At 72.5% G+C, this 26,513-nt stretch carries 26 protein-coding genes; 14 read left to right on the forward strand and 12 right to left on the reverse strand.

Going from position 1 to position 26,513, the window contains the following annotated elements; translation table 11 throughout:
• The first annotated feature begins 47 nt into the window (after positions 1–47).
• Positions 48–1,250: a glycogen synthase gene (gene glgA, locus JQX11_RS28175; RefSeq protein WP_232378743.1), complete on the forward strand. Its 1,203-nt coding sequence runs from the start codon at positions 48–50 to the stop codon at positions 1,248–1,250.
• Positions 1,251–1,311: 61 nt separating this feature from the next.
• On the opposite strand, the gene JQX11_RS28180 is transcribed toward glgA, so the two are convergent.
• Positions 1,312–1,767, reverse strand: a complete 456-nt coding sequence (locus tag JQX11_RS28180; protein WP_204927961.1) for a type II toxin-antitoxin system VapC family toxin — start codon at positions 1,765–1,767, stop codon at positions 1,312–1,314.
• Positions 1,757–1,996, reverse strand: a complete 240-nt coding sequence (locus tag JQX11_RS28185) for an AbrB/MazE/SpoVT family DNA-binding domain-containing protein (protein ID WP_088645399.1) — start codon at positions 1,994–1,996, stop codon at positions 1,757–1,759. The genes JQX11_RS28180 and JQX11_RS28185 overlap by 11 nt, the downstream gene beginning before the upstream one ends.
• A 184-nt stretch (positions 1,997–2,180) precedes the next feature.
• Here JQX11_RS28185 and JQX11_RS28190 point away from each other — a divergent pair, with 184 nt between their 5' ends.
• Together JQX11_RS28190 and JQX11_RS28195 are read left to right on the forward strand one after the other, a co-directional pair.
• Complete coding sequence (locus JQX11_RS28190; RefSeq protein ID WP_204927962.1) at positions 2,181–2,456, forward strand: type II toxin-antitoxin system Phd/YefM family antitoxin; 276 nt, start codon at positions 2,181–2,183, stop codon at positions 2,454–2,456.
• On the forward strand, positions 2,453–2,710 hold the full coding sequence (locus JQX11_RS28195; protein ID WP_204927963.1) for a Txe/YoeB family addiction module toxin: 258 nt from the start codon (positions 2,453–2,455) through the stop codon (positions 2,708–2,710). Before JQX11_RS28190 ends, JQX11_RS28195 begins: the two co-directional genes overlap by 4 nt.
• Positions 2,711–2,719: 9 nt before the next feature.
• Here the strand turns inward: JQX11_RS28195 and JQX11_RS28200 are convergent, their stop codons facing one another.
• Together JQX11_RS28200 and JQX11_RS28205 are read right to left on the reverse strand one after the other, a co-directional pair.
• Positions 2,720–3,922 carry a helix-turn-helix domain-containing protein gene (locus JQX11_RS28200; protein WP_204927964.1) on the reverse strand — a complete coding sequence of 401 codons (1,203 nt, stop codon included), beginning with the start codon at positions 3,920–3,922 and terminating at the stop codon, positions 2,720–2,722.
• Positions 3,923–3,938: 16 nt separating this feature from the next.
• The gene (locus tag JQX11_RS28205; RefSeq protein ID WP_204927965.1) at positions 3,939–4,136 is read right to left on the reverse strand and encodes a hypothetical protein; all 198 of its coding nucleotides are present in this window, start codon (positions 4,134–4,136) and stop codon (positions 3,939–3,941) included.
• Between the two features lie 216 nt (positions 4,137–4,352).
• Here JQX11_RS28205 and JQX11_RS28210 point away from each other — a divergent pair, with 216 nt between their 5' ends.
• Together JQX11_RS28210 and JQX11_RS28215 are read left to right on the forward strand one after the other, a co-directional pair.
• Positions 4,353–4,580, forward strand: coding sequence for a winged helix-turn-helix domain-containing protein (locus JQX11_RS28210; protein WP_204927966.1), 228 nt, complete (start codon positions 4,353–4,355; stop codon positions 4,578–4,580).
• Positions 4,581–4,752: 172 nt separating this feature from the next.
• Positions 4,753–5,118, forward strand: a complete 366-nt coding sequence (locus JQX11_RS28215; RefSeq protein WP_204927967.1) for a GntR family transcriptional regulator — start codon at positions 4,753–4,755, stop codon at positions 5,116–5,118.
• A gap of 123 nt (positions 5,119–5,241) precedes the next feature.
• Here the strand turns inward: JQX11_RS28215 and JQX11_RS28220 are convergent, their stop codons facing one another.
• Together JQX11_RS28220 and JQX11_RS28225 are read right to left on the reverse strand one after the other, a co-directional pair.
• Positions 5,242–5,553: a hypothetical protein gene (locus tag JQX11_RS28220; RefSeq protein WP_204927968.1), complete on the reverse strand. Its 312-nt coding sequence runs from the start codon at positions 5,551–5,553 to the stop codon at positions 5,242–5,244.
• 67 nt (positions 5,554–5,620) lie between these two features.
• The gene (locus tag JQX11_RS28225; protein ID WP_204927969.1) at positions 5,621–5,896 is read right to left on the reverse strand and encodes a hypothetical protein; all 276 of its coding nucleotides are present in this window, start codon (positions 5,894–5,896) and stop codon (positions 5,621–5,623) included.
• A 193-nt stretch (positions 5,897–6,089) separates the two neighbouring features.
• Here JQX11_RS28225 and JQX11_RS28230 point away from each other — a divergent pair, with 193 nt between their 5' ends.
• The 3 genes from JQX11_RS28230 (at position 6,090) to JQX11_RS28240 (ending at position 11,968) form a co-directional block, all read left to right on the forward strand.
• Positions 6,090–8,318, forward strand: a complete 2,229-nt coding sequence (locus tag JQX11_RS28230) for an alpha-1,4-glucan--maltose-1-phosphate maltosyltransferase (protein WP_307826386.1) — start codon at positions 6,090–6,092, stop codon at positions 8,316–8,318.
• A complete protein-coding gene (glgB, locus tag JQX11_RS28235; RefSeq protein WP_204927970.1) occupies positions 8,306–10,408 on the forward strand; it encodes a 1,4-alpha-glucan branching protein GlgB in 2,103 nt (700 codons plus the stop codon). Before JQX11_RS28230 ends, glgB begins: the two co-directional genes overlap by 13 nt.
• 72 nt (positions 10,409–10,480) lie before the next feature.
• A complete protein-coding gene (locus JQX11_RS28240) occupies positions 10,481–11,968 on the forward strand; it encodes a M48 family metallopeptidase (RefSeq protein WP_204927971.1) in 1,488 nt (495 codons plus the stop codon).
• A gap of 15 nt (positions 11,969–11,983) precedes the next feature.
• Here the strand turns inward: JQX11_RS28240 and JQX11_RS28245 are convergent, their stop codons facing one another.
• Complete coding sequence (locus JQX11_RS28245) at positions 11,984–13,024, reverse strand: App1 family protein phosphatidate phosphatase (RefSeq protein ID WP_204927972.1); 1,041 nt, start codon at positions 13,022–13,024, stop codon at positions 11,984–11,986.
• 149 nt (positions 13,025–13,173) lie between these two features.
• Here JQX11_RS28245 and yaaA point away from each other — a divergent pair, with 149 nt between their 5' ends.
• The 3 genes from yaaA to JQX11_RS28260 all read left to right on the forward strand — a co-directional run bounded on the left by yaaA (position 13,174) and on the right by JQX11_RS28260 (position 15,795).
• On the forward strand, positions 13,174–13,974 hold the full coding sequence (gene yaaA, locus JQX11_RS28250) for a peroxide stress protein YaaA (RefSeq protein ID WP_204927973.1): 801 nt from the start codon (positions 13,174–13,176) through the stop codon (positions 13,972–13,974).
• A gap of 97 nt (positions 13,975–14,071) precedes the next feature.
• Positions 14,072–14,737, forward strand: coding sequence for a hypothetical protein (locus JQX11_RS28255; RefSeq protein WP_204927974.1), 666 nt, complete (start codon positions 14,072–14,074; stop codon positions 14,735–14,737).
• A gap of 95 nt (positions 14,738–14,832) precedes the next feature.
• Positions 14,833–15,795 carry a TAXI family TRAP transporter solute-binding subunit gene (locus tag JQX11_RS28260; RefSeq protein WP_372444645.1) on the forward strand — a complete coding sequence of 321 codons (963 nt, stop codon included), beginning with the start codon at positions 14,833–14,835 and terminating at the stop codon, positions 15,793–15,795.
• A 4-nt stretch (positions 15,796–15,799) separates the two neighbouring features.
• Here JQX11_RS28260 and JQX11_RS28265 read toward each other — a convergent pair whose 3' ends face one another.
• The 5 genes from JQX11_RS28265 to JQX11_RS28285 all read right to left on the reverse strand — a co-directional run bounded on the left by JQX11_RS28265 (position 15,800) and on the right by JQX11_RS28285 (position 22,939).
• The gene (locus tag JQX11_RS28265) at positions 15,800–17,221 is read right to left on the reverse strand and encodes a sensor histidine kinase (RefSeq protein ID WP_204927975.1); all 1,422 of its coding nucleotides are present in this window, start codon (positions 17,219–17,221) and stop codon (positions 15,800–15,802) included.
• A 10-nt stretch (positions 17,222–17,231) separates the two neighbouring features.
• Complete coding sequence (locus tag JQX11_RS28270) at positions 17,232–17,888, reverse strand: response regulator transcription factor (RefSeq protein WP_204927976.1); 657 nt, start codon at positions 17,886–17,888, stop codon at positions 17,232–17,234.
• A 172-nt stretch (positions 17,889–18,060) separates the two neighbouring features.
• The gene (locus JQX11_RS28275; RefSeq protein ID WP_204927977.1) at positions 18,061–19,815 is read right to left on the reverse strand and encodes a CDP-glycerol glycerophosphotransferase family protein; all 1,755 of its coding nucleotides are present in this window, start codon (positions 19,813–19,815) and stop codon (positions 18,061–18,063) included.
• Between the two features lie 252 nt (positions 19,816–20,067).
• The gene (locus JQX11_RS28280; protein WP_204927978.1) at positions 20,068–22,074 is read right to left on the reverse strand and encodes a DUF6077 domain-containing protein; all 2,007 of its coding nucleotides are present in this window, start codon (positions 22,072–22,074) and stop codon (positions 20,068–20,070) included.
• A gap of 229 nt (positions 22,075–22,303) precedes the next feature.
• A complete protein-coding gene (locus tag JQX11_RS28285) occupies positions 22,304–22,939 on the reverse strand; it encodes a TetR/AcrR family transcriptional regulator (RefSeq protein WP_204927979.1) in 636 nt (211 codons plus the stop codon).
• A gap of 178 nt (positions 22,940–23,117) precedes the next feature.
• On the opposite strand from JQX11_RS28285, the gene JQX11_RS28290 reads away from it, so the two are divergent.
• The 3 genes from JQX11_RS28290 (at position 23,118) to JQX11_RS28300 (ending at position 26,501) form a co-directional block, all read left to right on the forward strand.
• Positions 23,118–24,011, forward strand: coding sequence for an ABC transporter permease (locus JQX11_RS28290; RefSeq protein WP_204927980.1), 894 nt, complete (start codon positions 23,118–23,120; stop codon positions 24,009–24,011).
• Entirely contained in the window at positions 24,004–24,822 is an 819-nt protein-coding gene (locus JQX11_RS28295) for an ABC transporter ATP-binding protein (protein ID WP_204927981.1), read from the forward strand. The genes JQX11_RS28290 and JQX11_RS28295 overlap by 8 nt, the downstream gene beginning before the upstream one ends.
• 170 nt (positions 24,823–24,992) lie before the next feature.
• Positions 24,993–26,501: a bifunctional cytidylyltransferase/SDR family oxidoreductase gene (locus JQX11_RS28300; RefSeq protein ID WP_204927982.1), complete on the forward strand. Its 1,509-nt coding sequence runs from the start codon at positions 24,993–24,995 to the stop codon at positions 26,499–26,501.
• Positions 26,502–26,513: the final 12 nt, after the last annotated feature.

Genomic DNA, 26,513 nt, shown 5'->3' on the forward strand with positions numbered 1-26,513 from the left:
AGTTCCGCGACCGGTGCGCGGCCGGATTCTGCACTAGGGTGCCGGGCATGACCGACTCCGCCCCGCTGCGCGTGGACCTGCTGACCCGCGAGTATCCGCCGGAGGTGTACGGCGGGGCCGGGGTGCACGTCGAGTACCTGGCCCGGGAACTGCGCCGGCTCGCCGACGTCCGGGTGCACTGCTTCGGCGCGGCCCGCGACGAACCGGGCGTCACCGCGTACCCCGAGCCGGCCGCCCTGGACGGCGCGAACGCGGCGCTGCGCACCATGGGCGTCGACCTGGCGATGGCCGCCGGGTGCGCCGGCACCGACGTGGTGCACAGCCACACCTGGTATGCCAACCTGGCCGGGCACACCGCCAAGCTGCTGTACGGGGTGCCGCACGTGGTGACCGCGCACAGCCTGGAGCCGCTGCGCCCGTGGAAGGCCGAACAGCTCGGCGGCGGCTACGCGCTCTCCTCGTGGTGCGAGCGGACGGCGATGGAGTCCGCCGACGCGATCGTCGCGGTCAGCGCGGGGATGCGCCGGGACGTGCTGACCGCCTACCCGGCGGTGAACCCCGACCGGGTGCGGGTGGTCTACAACGGCATCGACACCGCCCAGTACTCCCCCGACCACGGCACCGACGTGCTGGACCGGCTGGGCATCGACCCCGCCCGCCCCAGCGTGGTGTACGTCGGGCGGATCACCAGGCAGAAGGGCCTGCCCTACCTGCTGCGGGCGGCCCGGGAGCTGCCCGCCGACACCCAGCTCGTGCTGCTCGCCGGCGCCCCGGACACCCCGGAGATCGCCGCCGAGGTGGAGGGTCTGGTCACCGAGTTGCGGGCCAACCGGTCCGGGGTGGTCTGGGTGGCCGAGATGCTGCCCAAGCCCGAGGTGATCCAGGTGCTCACCCACGCCACGATCTTCGTCTGCCCCTCGGTCTACGAGCCGATGGGCATCGTCAACCTGGAGGCGATGGCCTGCGAGACGGCGGTGGTGGCGACCGCCACCGGCGGCATCCCCGAGGTGGTCACCGACGGCGAGACCGGGCTGCTGGTGCCGATCGAGCAGGCCGGCGACGGTTCCGGCAACCCGCTGGACCCGGACCGCTTCGTCGCCGACCTCGGCAGGACGATCAACGGGTTGCTGGCCGACCCGAAGCGCACCGAGGCGTTCGGTCTCGCCGGCCGGCGGCGGGCCGTGGAGCACTTCTCCTGGGACGCGATCGCCGTCCAGACCCTGGAGCTGTACCGCTCACTGCTCGCATAGGGCGGGTTCTTCTCCCCGTCCTCCCGCCGCTGCCACGCAGGCTGGGCGGAGCAGGGGCCGGTTACTCCCCGGGCGCGATCAACTTCAGCGTCGGGAAGTACGAGCGGTAGCGGCTGCTGTCGCGGGTGAGCAGGCGGTAGCGGCAGACCGCCGCGTGCGCGCCGATGTAGAAGTCGGCGATCGGCGAACGCTTGGCGCCGCCCTGCCGGCGGTATCGCGCGTACGCCTTGCCGGCCAGGAAGCCCGCCGGGTACGGCAGTTCCTCGCGGAGGAAATCCGTGGCAGGTAGCGCATCGTCGAGTTCCTCGACACCGTCGAACCGCACGGATACCTCGGCGTACACGATCGGATTGATCACCAGAACGCCCTCGTCGCGGGCGCTGGCCAGGGCCTCACCCGACCAGTCGGCCCATTGCGGGTCCTCGGTGAAGACGTCCAACAGGACGTTGGTGTCTACCAGCGTGGCAACCGTGTCCGGCACCCGACCGGCGACAGCCCGGATCCGTTCACTCCCCACGGAGAAGGTCCATCAGATCCTCGGTCGACATGCCCCGCACCTCCTGGGCGCTGCCCCTGCCGCGCATGTGTCGGACCAGACGCTGGCCACGGGTGTCGGCTTCACTGACGCGCACGATGCGCAGCGCGCCGCCCTCCTCGATCACGTCTACCTCATCGCCCTCGTGCAGGTTGTACCGCACCCGCAGTTCCGCCGGGATCGTCACCTGACCCTTGCTGTTCAACCTCATGGCAGGCCCCCTAGATACGTAATACACATAATACGTGTCGCAGGTCTCTGCCTGGCTGCTCTCCGGTGACGTGGAGGGTGGCGGCGAGGCGGCCCCGGCGTCGCGGGCGGCCCGACCGGTACCGCTCGCTGCGGGCGTAGGGAGAGGTTCGGTACAGTTTTCTGTACCTACCTCGGAGGTGGTCATGCGGACCGTGAACTTCACCCAGCTACGGCAGAACCTGGCCGCCGAGCTCGACAGCGTCATCAACGACGCGGAGGAAGTGGTGGTGACCCGGTCGGGTCACGAGCCGGTGGTGATCGTGCCGCTGGCGGAGTACGAGTCGATGAAGGAGACCGAGTACCTGCTGCGCAGTCCGGGCAACGCCGCAGCCCTGCGCAGATCGATCGCGGAGCTCGAAGAGGGTGACGCCACCGAGCGGGAACTGGTTGACCCGGCGACCGTCCGGGACGTCGCGTGAGGCTGGTCTTCACCGCGACGGCGTGGAACCAGTACCTCAGCCACACGGACCGCAAGCTGGTCAAACGCATCAACGATCTCATCGCCGACGTCACGCGCAACGAATACGAGGGCATCGGCAAGCCGGAGCCCCTCCGGGGTGAGCTGTCCGGCTTCTGGTCCCGCCGGATCGACCGCGAACACCGGCTGGTGTACCGGATCACGAAGGACGACGTCGAGATCATCGCCTGCCGGTACCACTACGGCGACAGGTAGCCCCCAGACTCAGGTGACGTGGAGGGTGGCGGCGAGGCGGGTCAGGGCGGGCGGAGCGGCGGCGGAACGGGCCACCACGGCGACCAGGGGGCGTACCGCCGGGCGGTCGTGGACCTCGCTGCGGGCGGTTCGCTCCGCTTCGAGCACCGCCCGGCCGGCGCGGAGCAGGTTACCGTCGAGCACGTAGGCACGGGCGGCGTCGAGCAGGTACGCGGCCCGGTGCTCAGGGGGCAGCCACCGCCACTCGTCGCCCGCCACCAGCCGCTCGTGGCGTACCGTCGCCGCCGTGACCTCGCCGAGGGCGGCCTCGGCGACCACCCGCGCGGCCTCGACCGCCGCGCCGCCGCCCTCGGCCCCGGCATCCCGGGCGGCCCGGCCGGCCCGGCCGAGCAGGTCCCGGGCGGCCCGGCCGTCACCCCGCCCGGCAGCGGCCAGGCCGGCCTGGAGCAGCAGCGTGGCGAGCAGTGCCGGATCGGCCGACTGGTCGTCACCGGTCGTCGACGAGGTCGCCCGTGGCGTGCCCGGGGAACACCCCAGCAGGAGGCGGTGCGCGGCGACGGCGGCGGCCTCCATCGCAGCCCGCCGCCGGCCGCCGTGGCGCAGGGCCTGGGCCAACGGCACCGTGGCGGCGGCGGCCACCCACGGGTCCTTCGTGAGCTGCGCGGCGGCCAGCGCCCGGTCGGCGGCCAACCAGGCCACCTCCGGCCGGTCGACCTTGAGCAGCACCAGCGCGACCAGGCCGTACCCCCGGGCCAGTAGGCCGTCGGTAGCCCGACCGGGCCGCAGTGCCCGCGCCGCGCGGACGGAGTCGACCAGGCCAGGCAGCAGGACGAGCAGTTCCGGGTACCGGGCGTGCCGGTAGCTCTGCTCCGCGTGGACCAGGCGGGTGCGCAGCTCCGCGATGTCGGGCGGCCGGGCCGGCGGCTCGACGTGGTAGCGGGCCAGCGCCGCCAGCACCGCGTCGACCCCGGTGGTGGCGGTCTCCGGTCGCGCCGACTCCCCCGCCGACCCGGCGAGCAGCACCTCCAGGTCGATCCGGAGCGTCTCGGCGACCATCCGGAGGTTGGACACCTGCTCCAGCCGGCGTACCCCGCGCTCGACCTTGTCGACCCAGCTCTTCGACTTGCCGAGATGGTCGGCGAACTGCTGTTGCGTCATGTTGCGCCGCACCCGCCACTGGGCGACCCGGCGGCCCACCGGCAGCTCGTTCACCGCCGGCCCGTCCCGCTCACCGCGAAACCCCCACCACGAGCAGCACGAGTACGCACACCGCGACCGCGATGCCGTAGGCGAACCGCCGCCGACGCAGCGCCGTACGACGTGGCCGGACCGGCACCGGCACCCGGTCGCCGTCAGGCAGCGGAGCAGAACCGCCCGGCACCGGATACGCCCCTCGCAGCGGCCCCTGATGTGGACGCCCATCCATCCATACCTCCTCATGAGTGTGCCAAAGATGCAGGTCATGGCCGACGGCCGGATGGTTGTGCATGTTTGCCGATTCCGACCGGGAGGCGATCCGCTGCTGACGAGAAAGCCCTCCTGGCAGGGACCAACTTAGGACCCTAAGGCACCTGAGTCAACACAGAGTCCACACCGTGTCGCGCCTGGTGAGATTCTGGAACGGCTGACGAGAGGTGGTCCCATGCCCCGCAAGCCCGTCTATGAACAGGTCGTTGACGACGTCATCGCGTCGATCCGCAGCGGCACGCTCAAACCCGGCGACAGACTGCCGACGATCGCCCAGCTCGCCCAGCAGTACAGCTCTTCCGACAACCCGATCAAGCGAGCCCTCTGGATTCTGGATGAGCGGGGCTGGATCGAGGTACACCAGGGTAAGGGCTCGTTCGTGGCACCGAAGCCGCCCGCGTAGCGCGTGGACCGCTGTTGGGCACTCGACAGCCCGGAATGGCGGTGCCCGCACGCACGCTGCGTAACCCCGACAGGCGTACCACTCTCAATAAGGTCGTATGACTGTCAGGCATATTCATGCCTGACAGGAATACAGGTTCTCCGACGATAGTGTTGCCGAACGGCGCCGGTCCATGACCATCCCGATGGGCTATCGGAAGATCGCCGCCGACCTGCATGCCCGCATCCAGCAGGGCGAGTACCCACCGGAGAGCCGGCTGCCCACCTACGCCGAGTTGGCCCAGCTCTACTCGGCAAGCGTCTCGACCGTGCAGCGAGCGGTGATGCTGCTACAGGCCCACGGGATCATCATCGGCGTTCAGGGAGCCGGCCTGTACGTCGCCACGACTCCCACCACCCGAGCATCTCCGCTCGGGCGCAGCGGATGCGGCGGGCCACCCGGCAGTGGGAGACAGCATCCTCCGCCAGCCACTCGCCAATACGGCGTGCCCGGCTGGCAGGGACATGCCAGCCGGGCACACGTGTCTCCGGATAGGTGACGCGGGGAGGGAATTTCCGACGCGGGCAGGGGCCTGAAGGGGGGAGGGACCTACCGCACGGCCGGCCACGCGGCAGCCGCCGGAGAGCTACGGGCAGGTCGGACGCCTGCGCGCAACCGAGGGCTACGAGCAGGGCCGGACCCAGGCGGTGCTGACCCAACCGTTGGTGTCACCCGAGGCGTCCCAGAGCGAGACGTGGTAGCGGCCGTTGGCCTCCTGCGCCGCGAACATGCGGGTGTTGTAGCCGACCGAGTGCGGCCACTTCGTGGTCGACGAGGTGCTGTCCACGAACACGGACAGGCTGACGGCGGTGGAGCACTTGCTGTACTGGTAGTAGGCGGCCTGGGCGGCACCGCCGGTCGCCACGGCCGCGCCGAGGCTGGTCAGGGCGGTCGCCGTCACCAGGGCTGCCGCGCGCTTGCCGATCGTGCTCATGGATACCTCCGGGTCGTCGGGTGGGTGGGTCCGGGCCGCGCCGTCGTCAGCGCCGGCGTCGGGTCGCTCAGCAGGCGCGGACCCAGGCGGTGCTGACCCAGCCGTTGGTGTCACCCGAGGTGTCCCAGAGCGAGACGTGGTAGCGGCCGTTGGCCTCCTGCGCCGCGTACATGACGTTGTTCCAGCCGATCGAGTGCGGCCACCGCGTGGTCGACGAGGTGCTGTCGACGAAGAAGGAGAGCGAGACCGCGGTGGAGCACTTGCGGTACTGGTAGTAACCGGCCTGGGCGGCGGTGCCGGGTGCCACGGCCGCGACGAGGCCGGCGATCGCGGTGCCTGCCACGAGGGTCGCCGTGCGTGATTTGAGCCGATTCATCCTACCTCCAGATCGCGACCTGTCGATTGACCCGGCCGACCATACACACATGGTGATCTCACAGCAACGCCATGTGTCCGGACCTGGGCGGGGACGCCAGGGCGGGGCGAAGGGGACGCTTGGTTGAGCGCGAGGGGATCTCGCACAGTAGGTTGAGCGGGTGAGCGGACGGTTCCCGATCGAAGACGTCTCCCCTGTCGTCGCCTGCGGTCGCTACCCGGCCAAGGCGGTGGTCGACGAGCTGGTGCCGGTGTCGGCCCGCGCCTACCGGGAGGGGCACGACGCGCTCGGCTGCAACGTGGTCTGGCACGGCCCCGACGGCGTGACCCGCCCGTTCACCCGGATGCGGCCCGGCGAGCCGGGGCAGGACCGCTGGCACGCCACCATCCGGCCGGACGCCGTCGGCGAGTGGTCGTTCACCGTCGAGGCGTTCCAGGACCCGTACCTGACCTGGCACAACGCGGTGACCAAGAAGGTCGCCGCCGGGCAGGGCGCGGCCGAGCTGGCCAACGACCTGGCCGAGGGCGTGCGGGTGCTGACCGCCGCCCTGGACCTCGTGCCGGCCGACGCGGCCGGGCGGGTCACAGCCGCGGTGGAGGCGCTGGGCGACCAGCAGGCCGAGCTGGCCCGCCGGGTCGCCCCGGCCCTCGACCTGGCCGACCTGCTCTGGGCCCACCCGGTGCGGGAACTGGTCACCACCGGCACCCCGCACCTGCTGTGGGTGGACCGCCCCCGGGCGCTCTTCTCCGCCTGGTACGAGTTCTTCCCCCGCTCCGAGGGCGCGATCCCGGCCACCGTCGACGCCCCGGCCCGCTCGGGCACCTTCGTCACCGCGATGGACCGGCTGCCCGGGGTCGCGGCGATGGGCTTCGACGTGCTCTACCTACCGCCGATCCACCCGATCGGCCGGGTCAACCGCAAGGGCCGCAACAACGCGCTGACCGCCGGCCCCGACGACGTCGGCTCGCCGTGGGCGATCGGCGCGGCCGAGGGCGGCCACGACGCCATCCACCCCGACCTGGGTACGCCTGAGGACTTCCGCGAATTCGTCGCCGCCGCCGCCGAGCAGGGGCTGGAGGTGGCGATGGACCTGGCGTTGCAGTGCGCCCCCGACCACCCGTGGGTCACCGAGCACCCGGAGTGGTTCACCACCCGCGCCGACGGCAGCATCGCGTACGCGGAGAACCCGCCGAAGAAGTACCAGGACATCTACCCGGTCAACTTCGACAACGACCCCGAGGGCATCCGGGCCGAGGTGCTGCGGGTGGTGCGGCACTGGATCGGCGAGGGCGTCCGGATCTTCCGGGTGGACAACCCGCACACCAAGCCGTTCGACTTCTGGCACTGGCTGATCGCCGAGGTCAAGCGCACCGACCCGGACGTGCTGTTCCTGGCCGAGGCGTTCACCCGGCCGGCGATCATGCACGGCCTCGGCAAGATCGGCTTCACCCAGTCGTACACCTACTTCACCTGGCGGACGACGGCTGCGCAGATGCGGGAGTACTGCGAGGAACTGGTCGCCTCGGTCGACTGGATGCGGCCCAACTTCTGGCCCAACACCCCGGACATCCTGCACGAGTCGTTGCAGCACGGCGGACCGCCGATGTTCAAGATCCGGGCGGTGCTGGCCGCGCTGCTCAGCCCGTCCTGGGGCATCTACGCCGGTTTCGAGCTGTTCGAGCACGTCGCCCGGCCCGGGGCCGAGGAATACCTCGACAACGAGAAGTACGAGCTGCGCCCCCGCGACTGGGCCGGCGCGCAGGCACACGGCCGTTCGCTCGCCCCGTTCGTCGCCACCCTCAACCGGGTGCGCCGCGAGCACCCGGCCCTGCACCAGCTGCGCAACCTGGTCTTCCACGACATCGACAACCCGGCACTGCTCTGCTGGTCCAAGCACGACCCGGACACCGGCGACACGGTCATCGTGGTCTGCTCGTTCGACTCGCACACCGTGCAGTGGGGCAACACGACACTGGACATGCCGGCGCTCGGCTTCGACTGGCACGAACGGTTCACCGTGCACGACGAGCTGACCGGGGCCGGCTACGAGTGGGGCCAGCGCAACGCGGTCCGGCTCGACCCGTACCTGCAACCCGCGCACGTGCTGACGGTCCGCCGCCCGCCGACGCCGCCGGCCGAGATCCCGGCCGGTGCGGAGCCGGCCGAGTTGACCGTGGCGGAGGTGCCCACGGAACTCTCCGGCGGCACCGCGCCGACCACCCCCGCCCCGGAGACCGACCAGCCGGCCGGCCCCGCCGCGACCGACCTGCCCGCGCCCGGCCCCGCCAGGGCCCGCCGCGCCAGGGCCGGCGGCACCAGGACCGGCCGTGCCCCGCACGGCAGCACCCCGACCGACCCCGCCTCGAAGGACGACCGATGGACCAGCTGATCGCCGGCGCGACGCACGACCCGCACGCCCTGCTCGGCGCGCACCCCGCCGACGGGTGGACCACGATCCGCACCCTGCGGCGGGGCGCCGGTGACGTGGCGCTGCTCGTCGGCGACGACCGGCACCCGATGAAGCGGGTGCACGACGTCGGCGTCTTCGAGGCCCGCGTCGAGGGCAGCGTGCTCGACTACCGGGTCGACGTCGACGGGTGGGTCACCGACGACCCGTACCGCCACCCGCCGACCCTCGGCGAGCTGGACCTGCACCTGATCGGCGAGGGCCGGCACGAGCGGCTCTGGGAGGCACTCGGCGCGCGGGTCCGCGACGGCGGCGTCGCCTTCGCGGTATGGGCCCCGAACGCCGGTGGGGTGCGCGTGGTCGGCGACTTCACCGGCTGGGGTCCCGACGACGGCTGGCCGATGCGCAGCCTCGGATCCAGCGGCGTCTGGGAGATCTTCGTGCCCGGCGCGCCGGAGGGGGCCCGCTACAAGTACCGCGTCCTCGGCGCCGACGGGCGGTGGCGGGACAAGGCCGACCCGATGGCCGCGTACGCGGAGCTGCCGCCGGCCACCGCCTCGGTGGTGCACCGGTCCCGCTACGAGTGGACCGACGCGCAGTGGCTGGAGCAGCGGGCCCGCCGGCAGCCGCACCGGGAACCGATGAGCGTCTACGAGGTGCACCTCGGCTCGTGGCGACCCGGCCTCGGCTACCGCGAGCTGGCCGACCAGCTCACCGCGTACGTCACCGAGATGGGCTTCACGCACGTGGAGTTCCTGCCGGTGATGGAGCACCCGTTCGGCGGTTCCTGGGGCTACCAGGTCACCGGCTACTTCGCGCCCACCTCCCGGTTCGGTGACCCGGACGACTTCCGGTACCTGGTCGACCGGCTGCACGCCGCCGGCATCGGGGTGCTGCTGGACTGGGTGCCCGCGCACTTCCCCAAGGACGAGTGGGCGCTGGCGCGCTTCGACGGCACCCCGCTCTACGAGCACCCCGACCCGCGCCGCGGCGAGCACCCCGACTGGGGCACGTACGTCTTCGACTTCGGCCGCCGCGAGGTCCGCAACTTCCTCGTCGCCAACGCGCTCTACTGGTGCGACGAGTTCCACGTCGACGGCCTGCGGGTGGACGCGGTCGCCTCGATGCTCTACCTGGACTACTCCCGCCCCGAGGGGCAGTGGCTGCCCAACCGGCACGGCGGCCGGGAGAACCTGGAGGCGATCGCCTTCATGCAGGAGGTCAACGCCACCGTCTACAAGCACCACGCCGGGGTGGTGATGATCGCCGAGGAGTCGACCGCCTGGCCCGGGGTGACCCGACCCACCAGCGACGGCGGGCTCGGCTTCGGCTTCAAGTGGAACATGGGCTGGATGCACGACACCCTGCTCTACACCGCGAAGGACCCGATCTACCGGCAGCACCACCACCACCAGCTCACCTTCTCCCTGGCGTACGCCTGGAGCGAGAACTACGTGCTGCCGATCAGCCACGACGAGGTGGTGCACGGCAAGGGGTCGCTGGCCGGCAAGATGCCCGGCGACACCTGGCAGCGGCTGGCCAACGTGCGGGCGCTGCTGGCGTACATGTGGGCGCACCCGGGCAAGCAGCTGCTCTTCATGGGCTGCGAGCTGGGCGACGACCGGGAGTGGAGCGAGGAACGCGGCCTCGACTGGTATCTCCTGCACGATCCGGCGCGGGCCGGGGTGCAGCGGTTGGTCGCCGACCTCAACGCCGCCTACCGGAACACCCCGGCGCTGTGGGCGCAGGACACCGACCCGGCCGGGTTCCGCTGGATCGCCGGAGACGACGTCGCCAACAACACGGTCTCCTTCGTCCGGATCGCCCCGGACGGCGCGACCCTGGTCTGCGTGGCGAACTTCTCCGCGAGCCCGCTGGAGGACTACCGGGTCGGCCTGCCGGCCGCCGGCACCTGGACCGAGGTGATCAACACCGACGCCCACCACTACGGCGGTTCCGGGGTGGGCAACCTCGGCGCGGTACACGCCCAGGACGTCCCCTGGCACGGCCTGCCCGCCTCGGTGTCGCTGCGGGTGCCCCCGCTCGGCGTGCTCTGGCTGCGCCGCGACTGACCGTCCGAAAGGGCCTTGTGGCGCATCTCCTCCGGTCGATACTGTGCACGCCGCACCGGGGGAGGAACGCGCGTGAAGACGTGGTTGCAGGCCGTGCTGTCCGTCGTGCTGCTCGTCGGTTTCCTCGTCCTGGCCGTCGCGCTGGTGGTGGCGGTCGGGGCGTTCGGCCTGGGCTACGGCACCGACGGGGACGGCTCCGGCACCCGGGAGATCCGGCCGCTCATCGTCGGTGCCGCCGGCACCGTGTTGTTCGCATTGGTCTTCACCCTCGGCCGGGTGCTGACCCGACGCCCGGCCCCGCTGACCGGCATCCTGCTCAGCCCGGAACAGGCACCCGAGCTGTGGCGCATCGTCCGGGACCTCGCGGCCCGGGTGGGCACCCGGGAGCCGGACGACGTCCGCCTGGTCGCCGAGGCCAACGCTGCGGTGACCGAGGAGGTGCGGCTGCTCGGCCTGCTCCCCGGCCGCCGTACGGTGATCCTCGGACTGCCCCTGCTGCCGGCGTACACCGTCGACCAGATCCGGGCGGTCCTCGCCCACGAGATGGGGCACTTCTCCGGCCGGCACACCCGCAGCGTGCGCATCGCCCTGCGGGCCCGGATGATCATCGTCGGGGCCGCCCAGAACACCGTGGACGGCGTGCTGCGCGCGGTCCTCTCCGCGTACGCCCGCCTGTTCGTCGCCGTCGAGCAGGGCATCAGCCGGCAGATGGAGTACGAGGCGGACCGCTACGCGGTGGCCGTCGCCGGGCGGGACGCCATGGTGAACGCCCTACGCGAGATCCGGTTGGTGGGCACCGGCTGGGACGGGTACCTCGCCGACCACGTGCTGCCGGCGTACGACCGGGGGCACCTCCCGGAGGACCTGTTCGAGGGGTTCGCCGCCTACCTGGCCGAGTGCCGCGGGGAGATCCGCGAGCGCAGTGTCGAGGTGGCCCCCGCCGAGCCCGCCTGGTGGGAGTCGCACCCGCCGCTCAGGGAGCGGATCGCCGCGCTGCGTTTCGTGCCGGACGTACCCGTCATCCCGGACCGCCGCCCCGCCACCGTGCTGGTTCCCGACCTCGACACCGCAGGTCGCCGGCTCCGGGAGAGCCGGTTCGACCGGCCCGGAACCCGGCTGCTGCCCTGGGACCGGCTCACCCCGACCCTCGCGCACCGGTCCGCCCGGGAGCAGGCCGACCCGCTGTACCGGGCGGCGGCGCGGCTGACCGGGCGACCCGACGCCGATCTCGGCCTGCTGCTGGACCTCCTCGCCGAGGACCGGTGCCTCGACCTCGCCCGTGAGCTGGCCCCGGATGCCGCCGAGGAGGACGCCCTCCGGTCCCTGACGGTGGCCTACGAGGGGGCGCTGGAGGCTGCGGCGGTCGACTCCGCCGCCGCCTCGTGGCGGCATTCCTGGTCTGGCCAGCCCGAGCTGTCCACCACCGCCGGCGAACCGCTGCCGCTCGGCGAACTGGTGGACCTGTCGGCCGACCCCGCCACCGTGCCGGCCGCACGGGACCGGCTCGCCGCGCTCGGAATCCGGACGACTGTCACCCCCGCAGCCGCCCCGACCACCTGACCGTCGGGCCGGGGATCAGACCAGGCCGGCGTCGCGGAGCAGCTTCCACAGGCCGGCCCCGTCAGGGGCGGAGAGCCACTTCTGCCCCACCGGCCCCGCCGAGGACGGCCGGTCGTTCGGCACGGGCAGGCTACCGGCGAGCACCGACTGGGTCGGGGAGAGCCGGCGGATCGCCACCCCGGCGACGTTCTCCGGGTGGGCCGCGGCGAACTCCCGGTAGATCTCCTGGTCGTGCTGCCCGTCGTCGCCGATCAGCAGCCAGCGCACGTCGGGGAACTCGGTGGCCAGCCGGGCCAGGGTGGCCCGCTTGTGTTCCCGGCCGCTGCGGAACCAGCGGTCGGCCGTCGGCCCCCAGTCGGTGAGCAGCAGCGGACCGGCCGGGTAGAGGTGCCGGGACAGGAACCGGGTCAGCGTCGGCGCGACGTTCCACGCGCCGGTCGACAGGTAGAACACCGGGCTGCCCGGGTGGGCGGTGACCAGGCGTTCGTAGAGCACCGCCATGCCGGGCACCGCCGTACGGGCGTGCTCGTCGAGGACGAAGGTGTTCCAGGCGGCCAGCATGGGCCGGGGCAGCGCGGTCACCATCACCGTGTCGTCGATGTCGGAGAGGATGCCGAGGCGCACCTCCGGGTCGATCACCCGGACCAGCGCCTCGACCGGTTCGGCGTCGGCGACCCGCAGCCGCACCGACGCCCAGCCGGGGGTGAAGTCGGCCTTGACCACGGTGTCGACGAAGCCGCTGCGGTCGGCCTGGGCGGTGTGCACGCTGCCACCTGCCTCGATGGTGACCTCGACGTGCTTGGCGGGCAGGGTGGCGAAGCTGCGCCAGCCACGGACCTTCTCCAGCCGGCCCTGCCGCCGGTCGGGGCGGCTGAGCAGCACCCGGCAGAGCACCCGGGCCCAGCCGGGGGCGCCGTAACCGGCGTACGCGACGATGTTGGGCTGCCACCCGGTGCGCCGCAGCCGGCGCTCCACCAGCTGGTGCAGGGCGTCCTCGATCCGCGCGGCCCGGTGCAGGGTGGGTACGGCCAGCTGGATCGCGGTGGTGGAGGGCACGGTGCAACCCTGCCACAGGTGTCCGGGAGCGGCCAGGCGAGCGCCCCGGTCGTCACCGGCAACACGCCGGGCCGACGACCCGGGTGGGAGCGGGAGCGGCCCGAGCGGCGTCCGGCCGGGACGCCGACCCCGGCCCGTACGCTGTGCCGGTGCTCATCCTGCTGCCGCCCTCCGAGGGCAAGGCTGACGCCGGCACCGGTCGTCGGCTCGACCTGGCCCGGCTCTGCCTGCCCGAGCTGACCCCGGCCCGCGAGGAGGTGCTGGGCGCGCTGATGACGCTCTGCGCCACCGGCGGGTCCGACGCCGCCGCGGACGCCGCCCTGGCCGCCCTCGGATTGACCGCCGGGCAGCGGGGCGAGCTGACCCGCAACGCCCGGCTGGACCGGGCCGCCACCGCGCCCGCCGGGCAGGTCTACACCGGGGTGCTCTACGAGGCGCTCGGCCTGGCCACCCTGCCGCCCGGGGCGCTGCGGACGGCCCGCCGCACCGTGCTGGTCAGCTCGGGGCTGTGGGGCGCGGTCCGGCTCGCCGACCGGATTCCGCCGTACCGGTGCCCGATCGGGGCGCGGTTGCCGGGGGTGGGGGCGCTGTCGGCGTACTGGCGGCGGGTGCTGTCACCGGTGCTGACGGCGGCGGCCGGCGGCGGCCCGGTGCTGGACCTGCGCTCCGCCGCCTACGCGGCGACCTGGACGCCGCCGGCGGAGCTGGCCGGTCGGACGGTCACCGTGCGGGTGCTGCACGAGCGCCGGCCGGGCGAACGCACGGTGGTCAGTCACTTCAACAAGGCCACCAAGGGGCGGTTGGTCCGTGACCTGCTGCTGGCCGGGGCCCGGCCGCGGACCGCGACCGCGTTGATCGGCGCGTTGCGTGACCTGAAGTATCCGGTCGAGGAGCAGCCGGTGAGGGCGGGGCGGCCCCGGCAGATCGACGTGGTGGTGACCGAACTCTAGGAACGCAAGATTTCCTCAAATCCGGTGCCGATGGCTGGAGGCGGGCCGACCGGCAGGCGACCGTTAGGGGAATCCCCCGTCGAGAAGGAGCGGTCCGATGGCCTCCGAACCCCGCCTGCTCGACCGGCCACGCCTCCCGTCGTCCCCGCCCCCGCTGGACTGGCTGACCCTGGCCGACGCGTTCGAGGTGGCCTGCCTGGTGCGCTGCACCCCGGCACCGACGGCCCGCCCGCACGTCCCCACGCCGCCGGAGCGGGGGGCCGTGGAGTTCAACCGGGAGGACGCGGCGCTGCGGATGCGGCAACTGCTCGCCCGGCTCGACGTGCCCGTCGAGCACGAGGTGGTCACCGGTGGCCTGCGCCGTCGGTACGAGCTGCACCGGCTGCACGTGCCGGCGGGTCACCGCGCCGGGTTCACGCAGCTCCGGGAGGCGGGCTGGCGGCAGGGACGTCGGGAACTGCTCGGGCCGGCCGTCGGGTCCTCCACCCCCCGGGCCGCCTGGCGGACCCGGCTCGCCTCGGCCGCCTGGCGTTCGGCACTGCTGGCCGGCGGCCGGCACGTCCGGCGGCACATCCTCGGCATCCGGCTGGCCGACCGGGAACTCGCCGCCGTGCTGATCCGGTCGGCGGCGCTGCTGGAGGTGCCGGCGCTGCTGCGCCCGGGGGCCGGCTGCCTGGTGGTGAGCGTCGCGGACGGACCGGACCGGCTGCGGATCATGGAACGGGCCGCGTTGGCGCCCGCCCGGACCCCCACCCTGGTCTGATACCGGCCACCACAGCGCGCACCGACCCGGGGCCCGGGCCGGTCACCGGCGGCCCGAGCTTGCGCCGGAGCCGGTGACGGCGCAGAGTGCACCGCGTGAGCCGTAGCCGGACCGGGCGCGGCCGGCGGTCCGCCTCCGCCGGCGGGGCGCTGCTGATGCTGCTGGTCGTGGTGCTCGGTGGGCTGGCCGCCTGCCAGGAATCCCCCGACGAGCCGATCCCGATCCGGATCGCCACCGGCAGCCCGACCGCCGTCTACCACGCCTTCGGCCAGTCGCTGGCCACCGTCCTCAACCGCGAGCTGCCCGGCGTCCGGGCCAGCGTGGTGGTCACCGCCGCCTCCGCCGAGAACGTCCGGCTGGTCGGCTCCGGCGCCGCCGAACTCGGCTTCACCCAGGCCGACGTGCTCGACACCAGCCCAACCACCCCGCCGAGGGTGCTCGCCGTGGCCCGCGTCTACGACGACCTGCTGCACCTGGTCACCACGGCCGGTGGACCGATCCGCGACCTCGCGGACCTGCGCGGGCGACGGGTCTCGGTGGGGGCGGCCGGCTCCGGCACCGAGGTCACCGTGACCCGGCTGCTGGAGGTGGCCCGGCTCGGCGGGGACCAGGTCAGGCAGGAACACCTCGGGCTGGACGACTCGGTGGCGGCGTTGCGCGCCGGCCGGATCGACGCCTTCTTCTTCTCCGGTGGCCTGCCGGTACGCGGGGTGAAGGCGCTGGCCGACGCCACCTCGATCCGGCTGGTGAACCTCGGCGAGTGGACCGAGCCGCTGCGCCGCGCCTACCGGGAGGTGTACGTCTCCCGGGACGTCCCCCGCTCGGTGTACGGGGTGGACCCGGTCACCACCGTCGCCAACCCCAACTACCTGATCGTCCGGGCGGACCTGCCCGAGCCCCTGGTCCGCGAGGTGACCCGGCTGCTGATGGAACGCCGGTCGGAGCTGGCCGCCGCCCACCCGGCGGCCGGCCGGATGAGTCCCCGCTCGGCGATCGCCACCACGCCGTTACCGCTGCACCCGGGCGCGGCCGACTGGTACCGGTCCGCCAAACCCTGACCGCTCAGCCCGCCCCGGCGGGCAGGGCGGGGGCACCGGCGTCCGACGGAGGGTCGGCGTCGGACGGGCCGGGGAACCACAGCTCGGCGACCAGGCCCCGTGGCTGCCCCGGGTGCATGGTGAGCCGGCCGTCGGAGGCGTCCACCAGCACCGCCACGATGGTCAGGCCGAGGCCGGCGCCCTCGATGTTCTGCGCGTCCGGGGCCCGCCAGAACCGCTCGGTGGCCTGGTCGAGCTGGCCCGAGGTCATTCCCGGGCCGGTGTCGCGCACCTCCAGCGCGGTGCCCCCGTCGACGTGCCGGACCGCGACGGTCACCTCACCGCCGTCGCCGCTGAACTTGATCGCGTTGTCGATCAGCGCGTCCAACGCCTGGTCGACCGCGGTCGGCACGGTCCGGGCGAAGGCCGGACCGGACGCCACCAGGCGCAACGTGACCGACCGGTGCCGGGCCAACGGCTCCCACGCGGCGACCCGGGACGCGGCCACCGCCGCCGCGTCCACGGTGACCCGCTCGTTCTGCTCCCGCTCGGCGCGGGCCAGGGTGAGCAGCCCGTCGAGAACCAGCGCCAACCGGTCGGTCTCCTCCAGGGCGAGCCGGTGCTCGGCCCGGCCGTCCTGGTCGACCACGCTCGGCCCCAGCTCCTCCACCCGCAGGCGCAACGCGGTCAGCGGATTGCGCAACTGGTGACTGGCGTGCGCGACGAAGGCCCGCTGCCGGTCCATCACGTCGGCGACCACCGCCGCCATGTGGTTGAAGTTGGCCGCCAGCCGGCGCAGCTCCGGCGGCCCCCACCGGTCCTGCACCCGGGCGCCCCGGTCCCCCTCGGCGATCTCGTGGGTCACCGCGTCCAGCTCGGTCACCGGGCGCAACACCCAGCCGGCCAGCCCGAACGCGGTGGAGACGCAGGCCAGCACGGCGAGCAGGCCGATCCCGGCGAGCAGCAGCCACCACGCGGTGACCGTGCGGCGCACCTTCGCCACCGGCGTGGCGGTGACCACCGCGCCGAGCACCTCACCGCCGTCGTTGATCGGCACCGCCACCACCAGCGGACCGTCCACCCACGGCCACACCGAGTCCGGCCCGTTGAACTGCTGCCCGGCCAGGGCGGTGTCCAGGGCCGCCCGGGTGTCCCGGCCGGTGCGCCAACTCGTCGACACCACCAGCGCCCGGCCGTCCCGGTCGACGACGGCGGCCCCGATGCCGTAGAGCTGGTCGTAGCTGACGAGTTCACCGGTCAGCGGTCCGGCCCCGCCGCCGCGCAGCGCCGGCCCGGCCAGCGAGGCGAACCGGGTGGCGTCGGCGAGCCGGTCGGCGCGGACCCGGTCGGTCTCCCGGGACGCCAGGGTCGCCGCGAGCGGCGTCTCCAACGCCAGGAGCACCAGCACCATCAGCAGCAGGTAGCTGATCACCAGTCGACGCCGCACCGGCTGCCCCTCACTCGCCCCGGAGCCGGTAGCCGACCCCGCGTACGGTCTCCACCAGCCGGGGGTCGCCGAGCTTGCCGCGAAGCGAACCGACGTGTACCTCGACGGTGTGCCGGTCGGCCCAGGTGGTGCCCCAGACGTCGAGCAGGATGCGGTCCCGGGGCACCGCCGTGCCGGGCTGACGGGCCAGCGAGAGCAGGATGTCGAACTCCTTACGGGTCAGCGCCACCGGCTGACCGGCGACGGCGACCGTCCGGGCGGCCACGTCGATCCGGACCGACCCGACCTCGATCAGGTCCCGGGCCGGCGCGGCGTGCGCCGCCCGCCGCAGCACCGCCTCGATCCGGGCCTGCAGCTCCACCATCGAGAACGGCTTCACCACGTAGTCGTCGGCGCCGAGCCGCAGGCCGAGCACCCGGTCGCGTTCCTCGCCCCGGGCGGTGACCGCGATGATGCCGAGCTGGCTGCTGCGCCGCCGCAACTCCCGGCACACCTCCGTGCCGTCCCCGTCGGGCAGGGTGAGGTCGAGCAGGACCAGGTCGCAGGGGGCGGCGGAGAGCGCGGCGGCGACGGTGGCGGCGTGCTCGACCTCGTAGCCGCGTCGGGTCAGCGCCGAGGCGAGGGCGGCGGCCACCCGTCGGTCGTCCTCGACCAGCAGGATGCGCACCGGTGGCCCCCATTCGTCGTACGGATGTCGAGCGAATGGTGGCAGAAGCGCCGGTGTGGGGGAAACGGTGGGCGGCCCCGCGCCGGTCACCGGCGTGCCGCCGCCACCGCCCGGGGAAACGCTGCGGGACCCGGGCCGGCGTCCGCCGCCCCGGGTCCCGCAGCATGGTCGGTCAGCGGCAGAGCCGGCCGATCTCCTCCTGGAACCGGTCCATCGGGTTGGCCTCGGCCGGGCCGAGCAGGTACGTCTTCAGCTCCCGCCGGGCGTCGGTCATCGGATCGTCGCCGGCCCGGGTCACCGCGACGATCTTCTCCAGCTCGCCGCAGTCCCGGGAGAGCAGGTACGCCCCCCGGGAGGTGGGGAACTCGCGCCGGAACTCGTCCTCCGGCAGCCCGCTCGGGTTGGCCACCACGTACGGCCGCTGGCTCTGCACAAAGTCGGACACCACGCTGGAGATGTCGCTGATCAGCAGGTCGGTCTGGTTGAAGCAGTCGAACAGGGCGGGGACCCGACCGGTGACCACCCGGTGCCCGGGGCCGTCGAGCGAACCGGAGTCGGGGTCACCGCCGGCGGCCCGGATCAACGACACCAGCCGCTCGTGCACCGCCCGGGCCTCCTTGGAACGGGAGCCGGTCAGCGGGTGCGGCTTGTAGACCAGGCGCACCTGCGGCGAGGCGAGCACCCCCCGGACGATCCGCTCCCCCATCAGCACCAGCGAGGTGTGGTAGGGGTCGTCGTCGAGCCAACCCTCCCAGGTGGGGGCGTACAGGACGGTGAACGGCCGGTCCGGGGCGGTCCCGCCGAAGGTGTGCACCCCGGCGAGCTGCGGCCGGCCGATCTCCACGATGTCCTCGTCGCGGACGCCTACCGCGGCCCGCGCGTACCGCTCCCGGCCGGCCAGGCCGGCGACCCACACCTCGTCGTACACCTTGCTGTACGGGTTGACGCTGGCCTGCTTGTCACTGTCGCCGTGGCCGACGAACACGTGCTTCATGCCCGGCTCGCGCAGCATGTGGATGTTCGCGCCGACGTTGGCCGCGTAGAGGGCGGCCCGCACCGTGCCCAGTTCGAGGTTCATGAAGTCCGGGCCGGTAGGCACGCAGATCACCGGCAGCCGGGTGTCGGCCAGCTCGAAGAACGCCTCCTTGCTGCGCATCAGCACGACCGACCGCTGGTGCAGCGCCTCGGTCGGGGCCAGCCACATGTTCGCCTGGTAGACGTCCTTGGCGGGGCCGGCGAAGTAGAGCGCCACCTCGGGGCGGTAGCCGTCGATCCAGCGCTGGAGCACCGGCAGCACCGGGCTCTTGCCGGTGCCCCTCCCCCGCAGCCAGGTCACCGCGACGACCGCGCCGACCAGGGCGGCGAGCCCGGCGGCCAACGCGGCGACCGCCAGCATGACGGTGACGTCGGTACGCACCGCCGCGACCACGGCGGCCGGGATCAGCAGCACGTTGAGCACCGCGAGCGGGACGCCGGCCAGGGCGGCGACCCACCCGGGGGGGCGGGGGGCCGACCGGATCGGCCCCAGCTCGATGTTGCGGACCAGTGCGGAGACCGGGTTCCGCCGGTCGATCATGGTGTTGAGGGCGCCCGAGAAGACGGCGGTCACCCAGACCGCCGCCGGCAGCACCAGCAGCCAGGTCAGCTCGACCCCGGTGAGCGGGACCGTGGCGGCGACCAGCAGCACGCTGGCCAGGTCGCGGCTGAGCTGCCGGTAGCCCCGGTTGAGGCCGACCTTCTCCAGCAGCACCTCCGAGGGGGGCGACCACCGGGTGACGGCGAACTCGCCGACGACTGCCGCCAGCCCGGCCACGGCGAACAGGGCCACCCATCCGAAACCGCCCGCGACGAGCATGACCAGGTAGGACAGCACCAGCAGCGCGCCTCGGGCGGCGGTGCCGGTGCGTTCCAGTAACGAGCCGAACAAGGGGGACGCTCCCTACGAGATCGATGACGGGCGGGGGCGGGGGCGGGGGCCGGGTCCTGGACGTCGAGGCGGACACGTCGCCCAGGGTGCTCGCACCGGGTCGGCGCAGACAGCCACCTTGACGGCCCCGCCACGCCGACGTGACTGCGACCTTAACGCGAAGGAACGAGTGGGTACCGCCCGGGTATCCCTTGGCATTCCGACCAAATCGCCCGGCGGCGTCGCTCCGGTGTCGGTCCTCGTGCCGGGGAATCAGGGACCGCTGACCGGTGTGACCGGCTCCTTGCTGCGGTAGCAGTACATGCCGCCGGGGGATTTCCTGGAGGCGAACCGCTCGAAGCCCAGCGCCGGTGCCGCATCGGCGACCGCCCGGTTGTTCTTCCACACACACACCACGCTGACACCGACCCGGCCCATCGCCGCCTTCACATCGGACACCGGCACCGCCTCGGTGCCGTCGGCGAACCTGCCGAGCAGCAGCCGGTCCTGCGAGAACTGGCTCTCCATGTCGTAGTCGGTCAGGTAGAGGTCACGCGCCATCACCACCCGAACCCGCGTGGTGACCTGCGGCAGCGCACGCATGACCGGCGTGGGGGCGAGCACCAGACCCGGGGGCCGGTCGAGCCGGGTGATCCAGAAGGCCACGTCCTTGCGGGTCTCGGGCATCCGCCAACTGGGCTCGGCCTGGACGACGTTCGCCGTCCACATGGGTGATCCGTAAACCGCGAAGACCAGCACGAGGACCGCGGGAAGAACGACGGCGAGCACCCGGTTCAGCACGCCCCACCGGGGTGGGCGGAGCACTGCCAGCATGCCCACGAGCGCCGGAACCGGCACGATCCACGGGATGCGCCACAGCACCGCCGTCAGCCCGGTCAGGCCGCCTGCTGTGGCCGCCACCCCCGGGACGAGCAGGAGCGTCACGGTCAGGGCCGCCCCGGCGACCAGGACCCGTGGAACACCACGACGGAGCAGGACCGGCCCGCACCACATGGCGATGCCGGCGATCACGCCGAGGATCCCCAACCACAGGGTGAGCTCGTAGATCGTGCGGAGCGGCCGCAGCTCGATGTAGGTCGCGACCGCCTCGTCGAGACCGCCGCTGGCGAATCTCGCACCGACGCCCACCAGGAGGGGGTACGTCGACGCGGCGGCGAAGCACAGCGCCGCGTCACGCCACCTCCGCGTGAGGACGAGCATCGACACCGCGGCCACCGCCAGCAGGGGCAACAGGATGACCGCCGTGGTGGTCAGCCCGACGGCGGCGACCGACAGCAGGCCCAGCAACACCAGCGCCCGCCGTGAGCGGGTTTCGAGGAAGTCGGTGAGGTACACCCAGGCGAGCGGAATGAGCGCATGGACGAAGACGCTCTTGCCCTGCGTCAACCGGGGCAGGTGATAGGTGTTCAGCGCGTCCGGGTATCCGGCCACCAGCACGATGTAGGTCAACGCCACGCCGAAGACCAGCAACGGCCGGCGCGGCGCCCAGCGCTGCACCAGCCGCCACAGGGCCAGGACCGCGAAGACCGCCAGCAGCGGAAGCACGATGTACCAGGTGGTCGATGCCGCATGCACGTGCAGGACCCGGGCCAGCGCCCCGATGAACACCTCGAAGGACGGGACCGGAGGGTTCGCCGAGCCCGCCGGGAGGACACCTTCGGTGAACAGGAAGTCCCGGTAGGGGATCTGGTCACGTTCGGCCACCCAGACCGACTTGCCGACGTAGAAGACGTCGTCGAGGGAGACCCGGGCGATGAACGTCGAGAACACCGCCGCAGCCAGGGCGGCGAGCATCACCACGTACGCCTGTGCCGGCGTCGTACCGGTCGGGGCCGGGTCGCCGGATTCGGTGGACCGCCGCGACGGCACCCAGGCGGAGATGACCGCCACCGAGCCGAGGATCACGGCCAGCCACCAACTCAGCGACCCGCTGCCGAGCGCGGCGAACAGCGCCGCACCGATTCCGGCGCCGATCGGCAGCGCATAGCGACGCAGCGATGCCGCCCGGCCGGTTTCCACAGGTGACGCCGGGGCCGGTCCGGCCGTCCCCACCTCACCCGCGAGCCGCCGGTCGCGGCGGCGACCGACCCGCCAGCCCACGTAGGCCGCAACCGGCAGGGTGAGCACCCAGGCGACGAACACGACGGAGGGGCGGAGACCCAGCACGAGGTTGAGGTGGTAGAGCAGCGTCCACAGGGCGAAGCCGACCACGGCGGCATCGGTGAGGACGACGGGGGCGGCCGACACCGAGACGTTCACCCGCCGCAGGAAACCCGTTCCGGACGTGGGCCCCCGTCCTCGATCGGCTGGCGCAGGTGCCCCGACAGCGACTTCGACTTCCGTCACGAGCCGTCCTTCTCGTCGTTCCGTGCTCGGACCGGGCGGCCACCCTGGTGTCGGCACGGGAGGTTCCCGGATGGGCGGGGAGAGCCCGACCGGCGCTCCCTCAGGTCAGTTTCGACGGCGCACGGCCGCTGAACACGGTCTCTCACCCTACCGAAGGCTCCCGCTGGCGGGGCACCGTGCCGTTCGCGGTCAGCCCGGCCGCCACCGACTCCACCAGCAGGTCCAGGTAGCTCGGGGTGAGCGGGGTCCGCGCGATGGCCAGCCGCCAATACAGCGGGCCGACGATCAGGTCGACGGCCGCGTCGGCGTCGGTGTCGGCGGGCAGTTCGCCGCGCTGCACCGCCAGCCCGATCAACCGGCCGCCGATCTCCTGCTGCTTGGCCCGCAGGAGCTGCTGGAGGGTGGCGTCGATGGTCGGGTTGCGGGCCGCCTCGGCGAGCAGGTCGGGGATGATCTGCGAGGCCAGCGGGTGGCTGAGCGCGTGGGCGATCACCTGGAACAGCAGCGTCAGGTCGCCGCGTAGGCTGCCGGTGTCCAGCGCCGGCAGTTTGTTGCCGGTGGCGGCCACCACGGTCTCGATCACCAGGTCGAGTTTCGAGTTCCACCGGCGGTAGATCGCGGTCTTGCTCACCCCGGCCCGGCGGGCCACCGCCTCGATGGAGAGCCGCCCGTATCCGACCGCGGCGAGTTCCTGCATCAGGGCACGGCGGATGGCTCTGGTGATGTCGCCCCGCAGCACTGCGGCACCGGCCGGCGGACGCCTCTTGTCGCTGGTCATCGGGGACTCTTCGCACCTGTCACGGGGGCCAATGTAGCGCAACGACGGTACGGTTGCGTCCCGACGTGTTTTGGACTACCGTCCACGCAGCGACGAGGCTGCCCCGGCACCGCGCCGACCCAGGGATCCCCATCGTCGCGCGCATCCCGTTGGTACGAAAGATCGGAGCGCCCTTCCCATGGCCACCACCGCGCTGGTCGACCCCGAAACGGGCCTGACCCAGGCGCAGCTGGCCGCTCGGCACGGACTACGGGTCGCCGGCGAGCGCCCCTCCCTGACCGAGTACAGCCGCAGACTGTGGGCCTACCGGCACTTCACCGCCGCGTACGCCAACGCCAAACTGGTCGCTTCGTACAGCAACGCCAAGCTGGGCCAGATCTGGCAGGTGCTCACCCCGCTAACCAACGCCGCCGTCTACTATCTGATCTTCGGCGTGGTGCTCGGGCAGAACACCATCCCGAACTTCATCGCGTACCTGACCACCGGGTTGTTCATCTTCAACTTCACCCAGAGCGCGGTGCTGGCCGGCACCCAGTCGATCAGCGGCAACCTGGGGCTGATCCGGGCGCTGCACTTCCCCCGGGCCTGTCTGCCGCTGGCCGCCACGCTCACCCAGTTCCAGCAACTGCTGGCCTCGATGATCGTGCTGGTCGGCATCGTCCTGGTGACCGGCGAGCCGATCACGCTGGCCTGGCTGATGCTGCCGCCGGCGCTGCTGCTGCAGGCGCTGTTCAACGCCGGGGTCGTGATGGTGGTCGCCCGGATGGGCTCCAAGGCCAGCGACCTCAAGCAGGTCATGCCGTTCATCCTGCGCACCTGGATGTACGGCTCCGGCGTGCTCTACAGCGTCAAGCTGTTCGACCGGCTGCCCGAGTGGGCCTCGACGCTCATCCAGTTCAACCCGATCCTGGTCTACATCGAGCTGGCCCGGTACGCCCTGCTGGAGCAGGCGCCGCTGCTCAACGAGTCGGTGACCCAACTCTGGCTGGTGGCGGTCGGCTGGGCGGTGCTGGGCGGCATCGCCGGGTACGTCTACTTCTGGCGCGGCGAACAGGAGTACGGCCGTGGATGACCGGTACGAGACGTCCAACGACGTCACCGTGACCCTGCCCCGGATCGTCGACCGCATCCCCACCGTGGTGGTCGACGACGCGCACGTGATCTACCGGGTGCACAAGGGCGCCGGGGGCGGGAGCACACCGGTGGCCGCGCTACGCCGGCTGGTCAAGCGCTCCTCCGCGCCCAACATCCAGGAGGTGCACGCGGTCAAGGGGGTGTCGTTCACCGCCTACCGGGGTGAGGCGATCGGCCTGATCGGCAGCAACGGCTCCGGCAAGTCGACCCTGCTGCGCACCATCGCCGGGCTGCTCCCGGTCAACCGGGGCGCGGTCTACACCCAGGGCCAGCCCTCCCTGCTCGGGGTGAACGCCGCCCTGCTCAACGACCTGTCGGGTGAGCGCAACGTCACGCTGGGCTGCCTGGCGATGGGCATGCAGCCCGACGACGTGGCCCGGATGACCCCGGAGATCATCGAGTTCTCCGGGATCAACCAGCGCGGCGACTTCGCCAGCCTGCCGATGCGGACGTACTCCTCGGGCATGGCGGCCCGGCTGCGGTTCTCCATCGCCGCGGCCAAGAAGCACGACGTGCTGCTGATCGACGAGGCGCTCGCCACCGGCGACAAGGGCTTCCGCAAGCGCAGCGAGCAGCGGGTGCGGGAACTGCGCGAGGGGGCCGGCACGGTCTTCCTGGTCAGCCACCAGCTCTCCTCGGTGCGGGACACCTGCGAACGGACGATCTGGTTGGAGTCGGGGCTGATCCGGATGGACGGGCCCACCGACGAGGTGATCCGGGCGTACGAGGCATTCGCCAACGGCAAGTAGTATTCCGGGCGCGCGTGCCACATCGATCCGACGTCCGGCGGACCGCGTCGTCCCGTTGGGGCGGCGCGGTCCGCGCGTTAAGGTTCATCCCGTCGCCACGCTGGCGCAATCTTCCGTTCAGGGTGACCCCCGGGACGCGTGCAGACATCCCCCGAGAGTGAGGATCGGCAATGACGCAGGACCACACCACTGGCCCGGACGCCACACCGGAGACCCCGGCACCGTGGCGGCCCTCGCGGACGGTGGCGGTGGTGCTGGCCGGAGGCACCGGGACCCGGCTCGGCCTGGGCATCCCGAAGCAGTTGCTGAAGATCGCCGGCAAGCCGATCATCGAGCACACCCTGGCCGTCTTCGAGGCCGCCCCGGAGATCGACGAGATCATCGTGCTGATGGCCACCGGGCACGTCGCCGAGGCGCAGCAGATCGTCGACAAGGCCGGCTTCCGCAAGGTCAGCAAGGTCATCGAAGGCGGCGACACCCGTAACGCCACCACCCGGATCGCCCTGGACGCGGTCGGTGACGGTGACGTCAACATCCTCTTCCACGACGCGGTCCGCCCGCTGGTCAGCGCCCGGATCGTCCGCGAGTGCGTGAACGCGCTGTGGAGCTACACCGCCGTCGACGTGGCCATCCCCTCGGCCGACACGATCATCCAGGTCGACGAGGACGAGTGCATCACCGACATCCCGGTCCGGTCCCGGCTGCGCCGGGGGCAGACCCCGCAGGCGTTCCGCTCGGGCACCATCCGCGAGGCGTACCGGCGGGCCGAGGGCGACCCGGACTTCGCCGCCACCGACGACTGCGGCGTGGTGCTGCGCTACCTGCCCGGCACCCCGATCAAGGTGATCGACGGGTCGGACGAGAACATCAAGGTCACCCACCCGGTCGACGTGCACCTCGCCGACAAGCTGTTCCAGCTCGCCGCCGCCCAGGCCCCCCGGCTGTCGCACCGCAGCTACACCGAGGAGCTGGCCGGCCGGACGATCGTCATCTTCGGCGGCAGCTACGGCATCGGGCACGACCTGGCCGAGCTGGCCCGGGGGTACGGCGCGCAGGTCTTCCCGTTCAGCCGCTCCAGCACCGGCACCCACGTCGAGCAGACCGGCGACGTCGAGGCCGCGCTGAAGACCGCGTTCGAGGCCACCGGCCGGATCGACCACGTGGTGGTCACCGCCGGCATCCTGGAGAAGGGCGCGCTGGCCGAGATGGACGAGGAGACCATGGACCGGGTGCTCCAGGTCAACTTCGTCGGGCCGGTGATCGCCGCCCGGCAGTCCCTGCCGTACCTGCAGCAGACCAAGGGTCAGCTGCTGCTCTACACGTCCAGCTCGTACACCCGGGGCCGGGCCCAGTACGCGCTCTACTCGTCGACGAAGGCGGCGCTGGTCAACCTGACCCAGGCGTTGTCCGACGAGTGGGCCGAGTACGGCGTCCGGGTCAACTGCATCAACCCGGAGCGCACCGCCACCCCGATGCGCACCAAGGCGTTCGGTGAGGAGCCGGAGCACACCCTGCTGGCCGCCGAGACGGTCGCCCAGTCCTCGCTCGACGTGCTGATCTCCGACCTCACCGGCCAGGTGATCGACGTCCGCCGGGCCCCCGGGGAGACGGCCCCGGTGCCGGCCCAGCCGGGCGCGGCCGACCAGGACCGGCTGCCCAGCGGCGTCGACGCCGGCTGACCCGACCCCCGG

Origin of the sequence: Micromonospora humida (genome assembly GCF_016901255.1) — a bacterium.
Taxonomy (GTDB): domain Bacteria; phylum Actinomycetota; class Actinomycetes; order Mycobacteriales; family Micromonosporaceae; genus Micromonospora; species Micromonospora wenchangensis.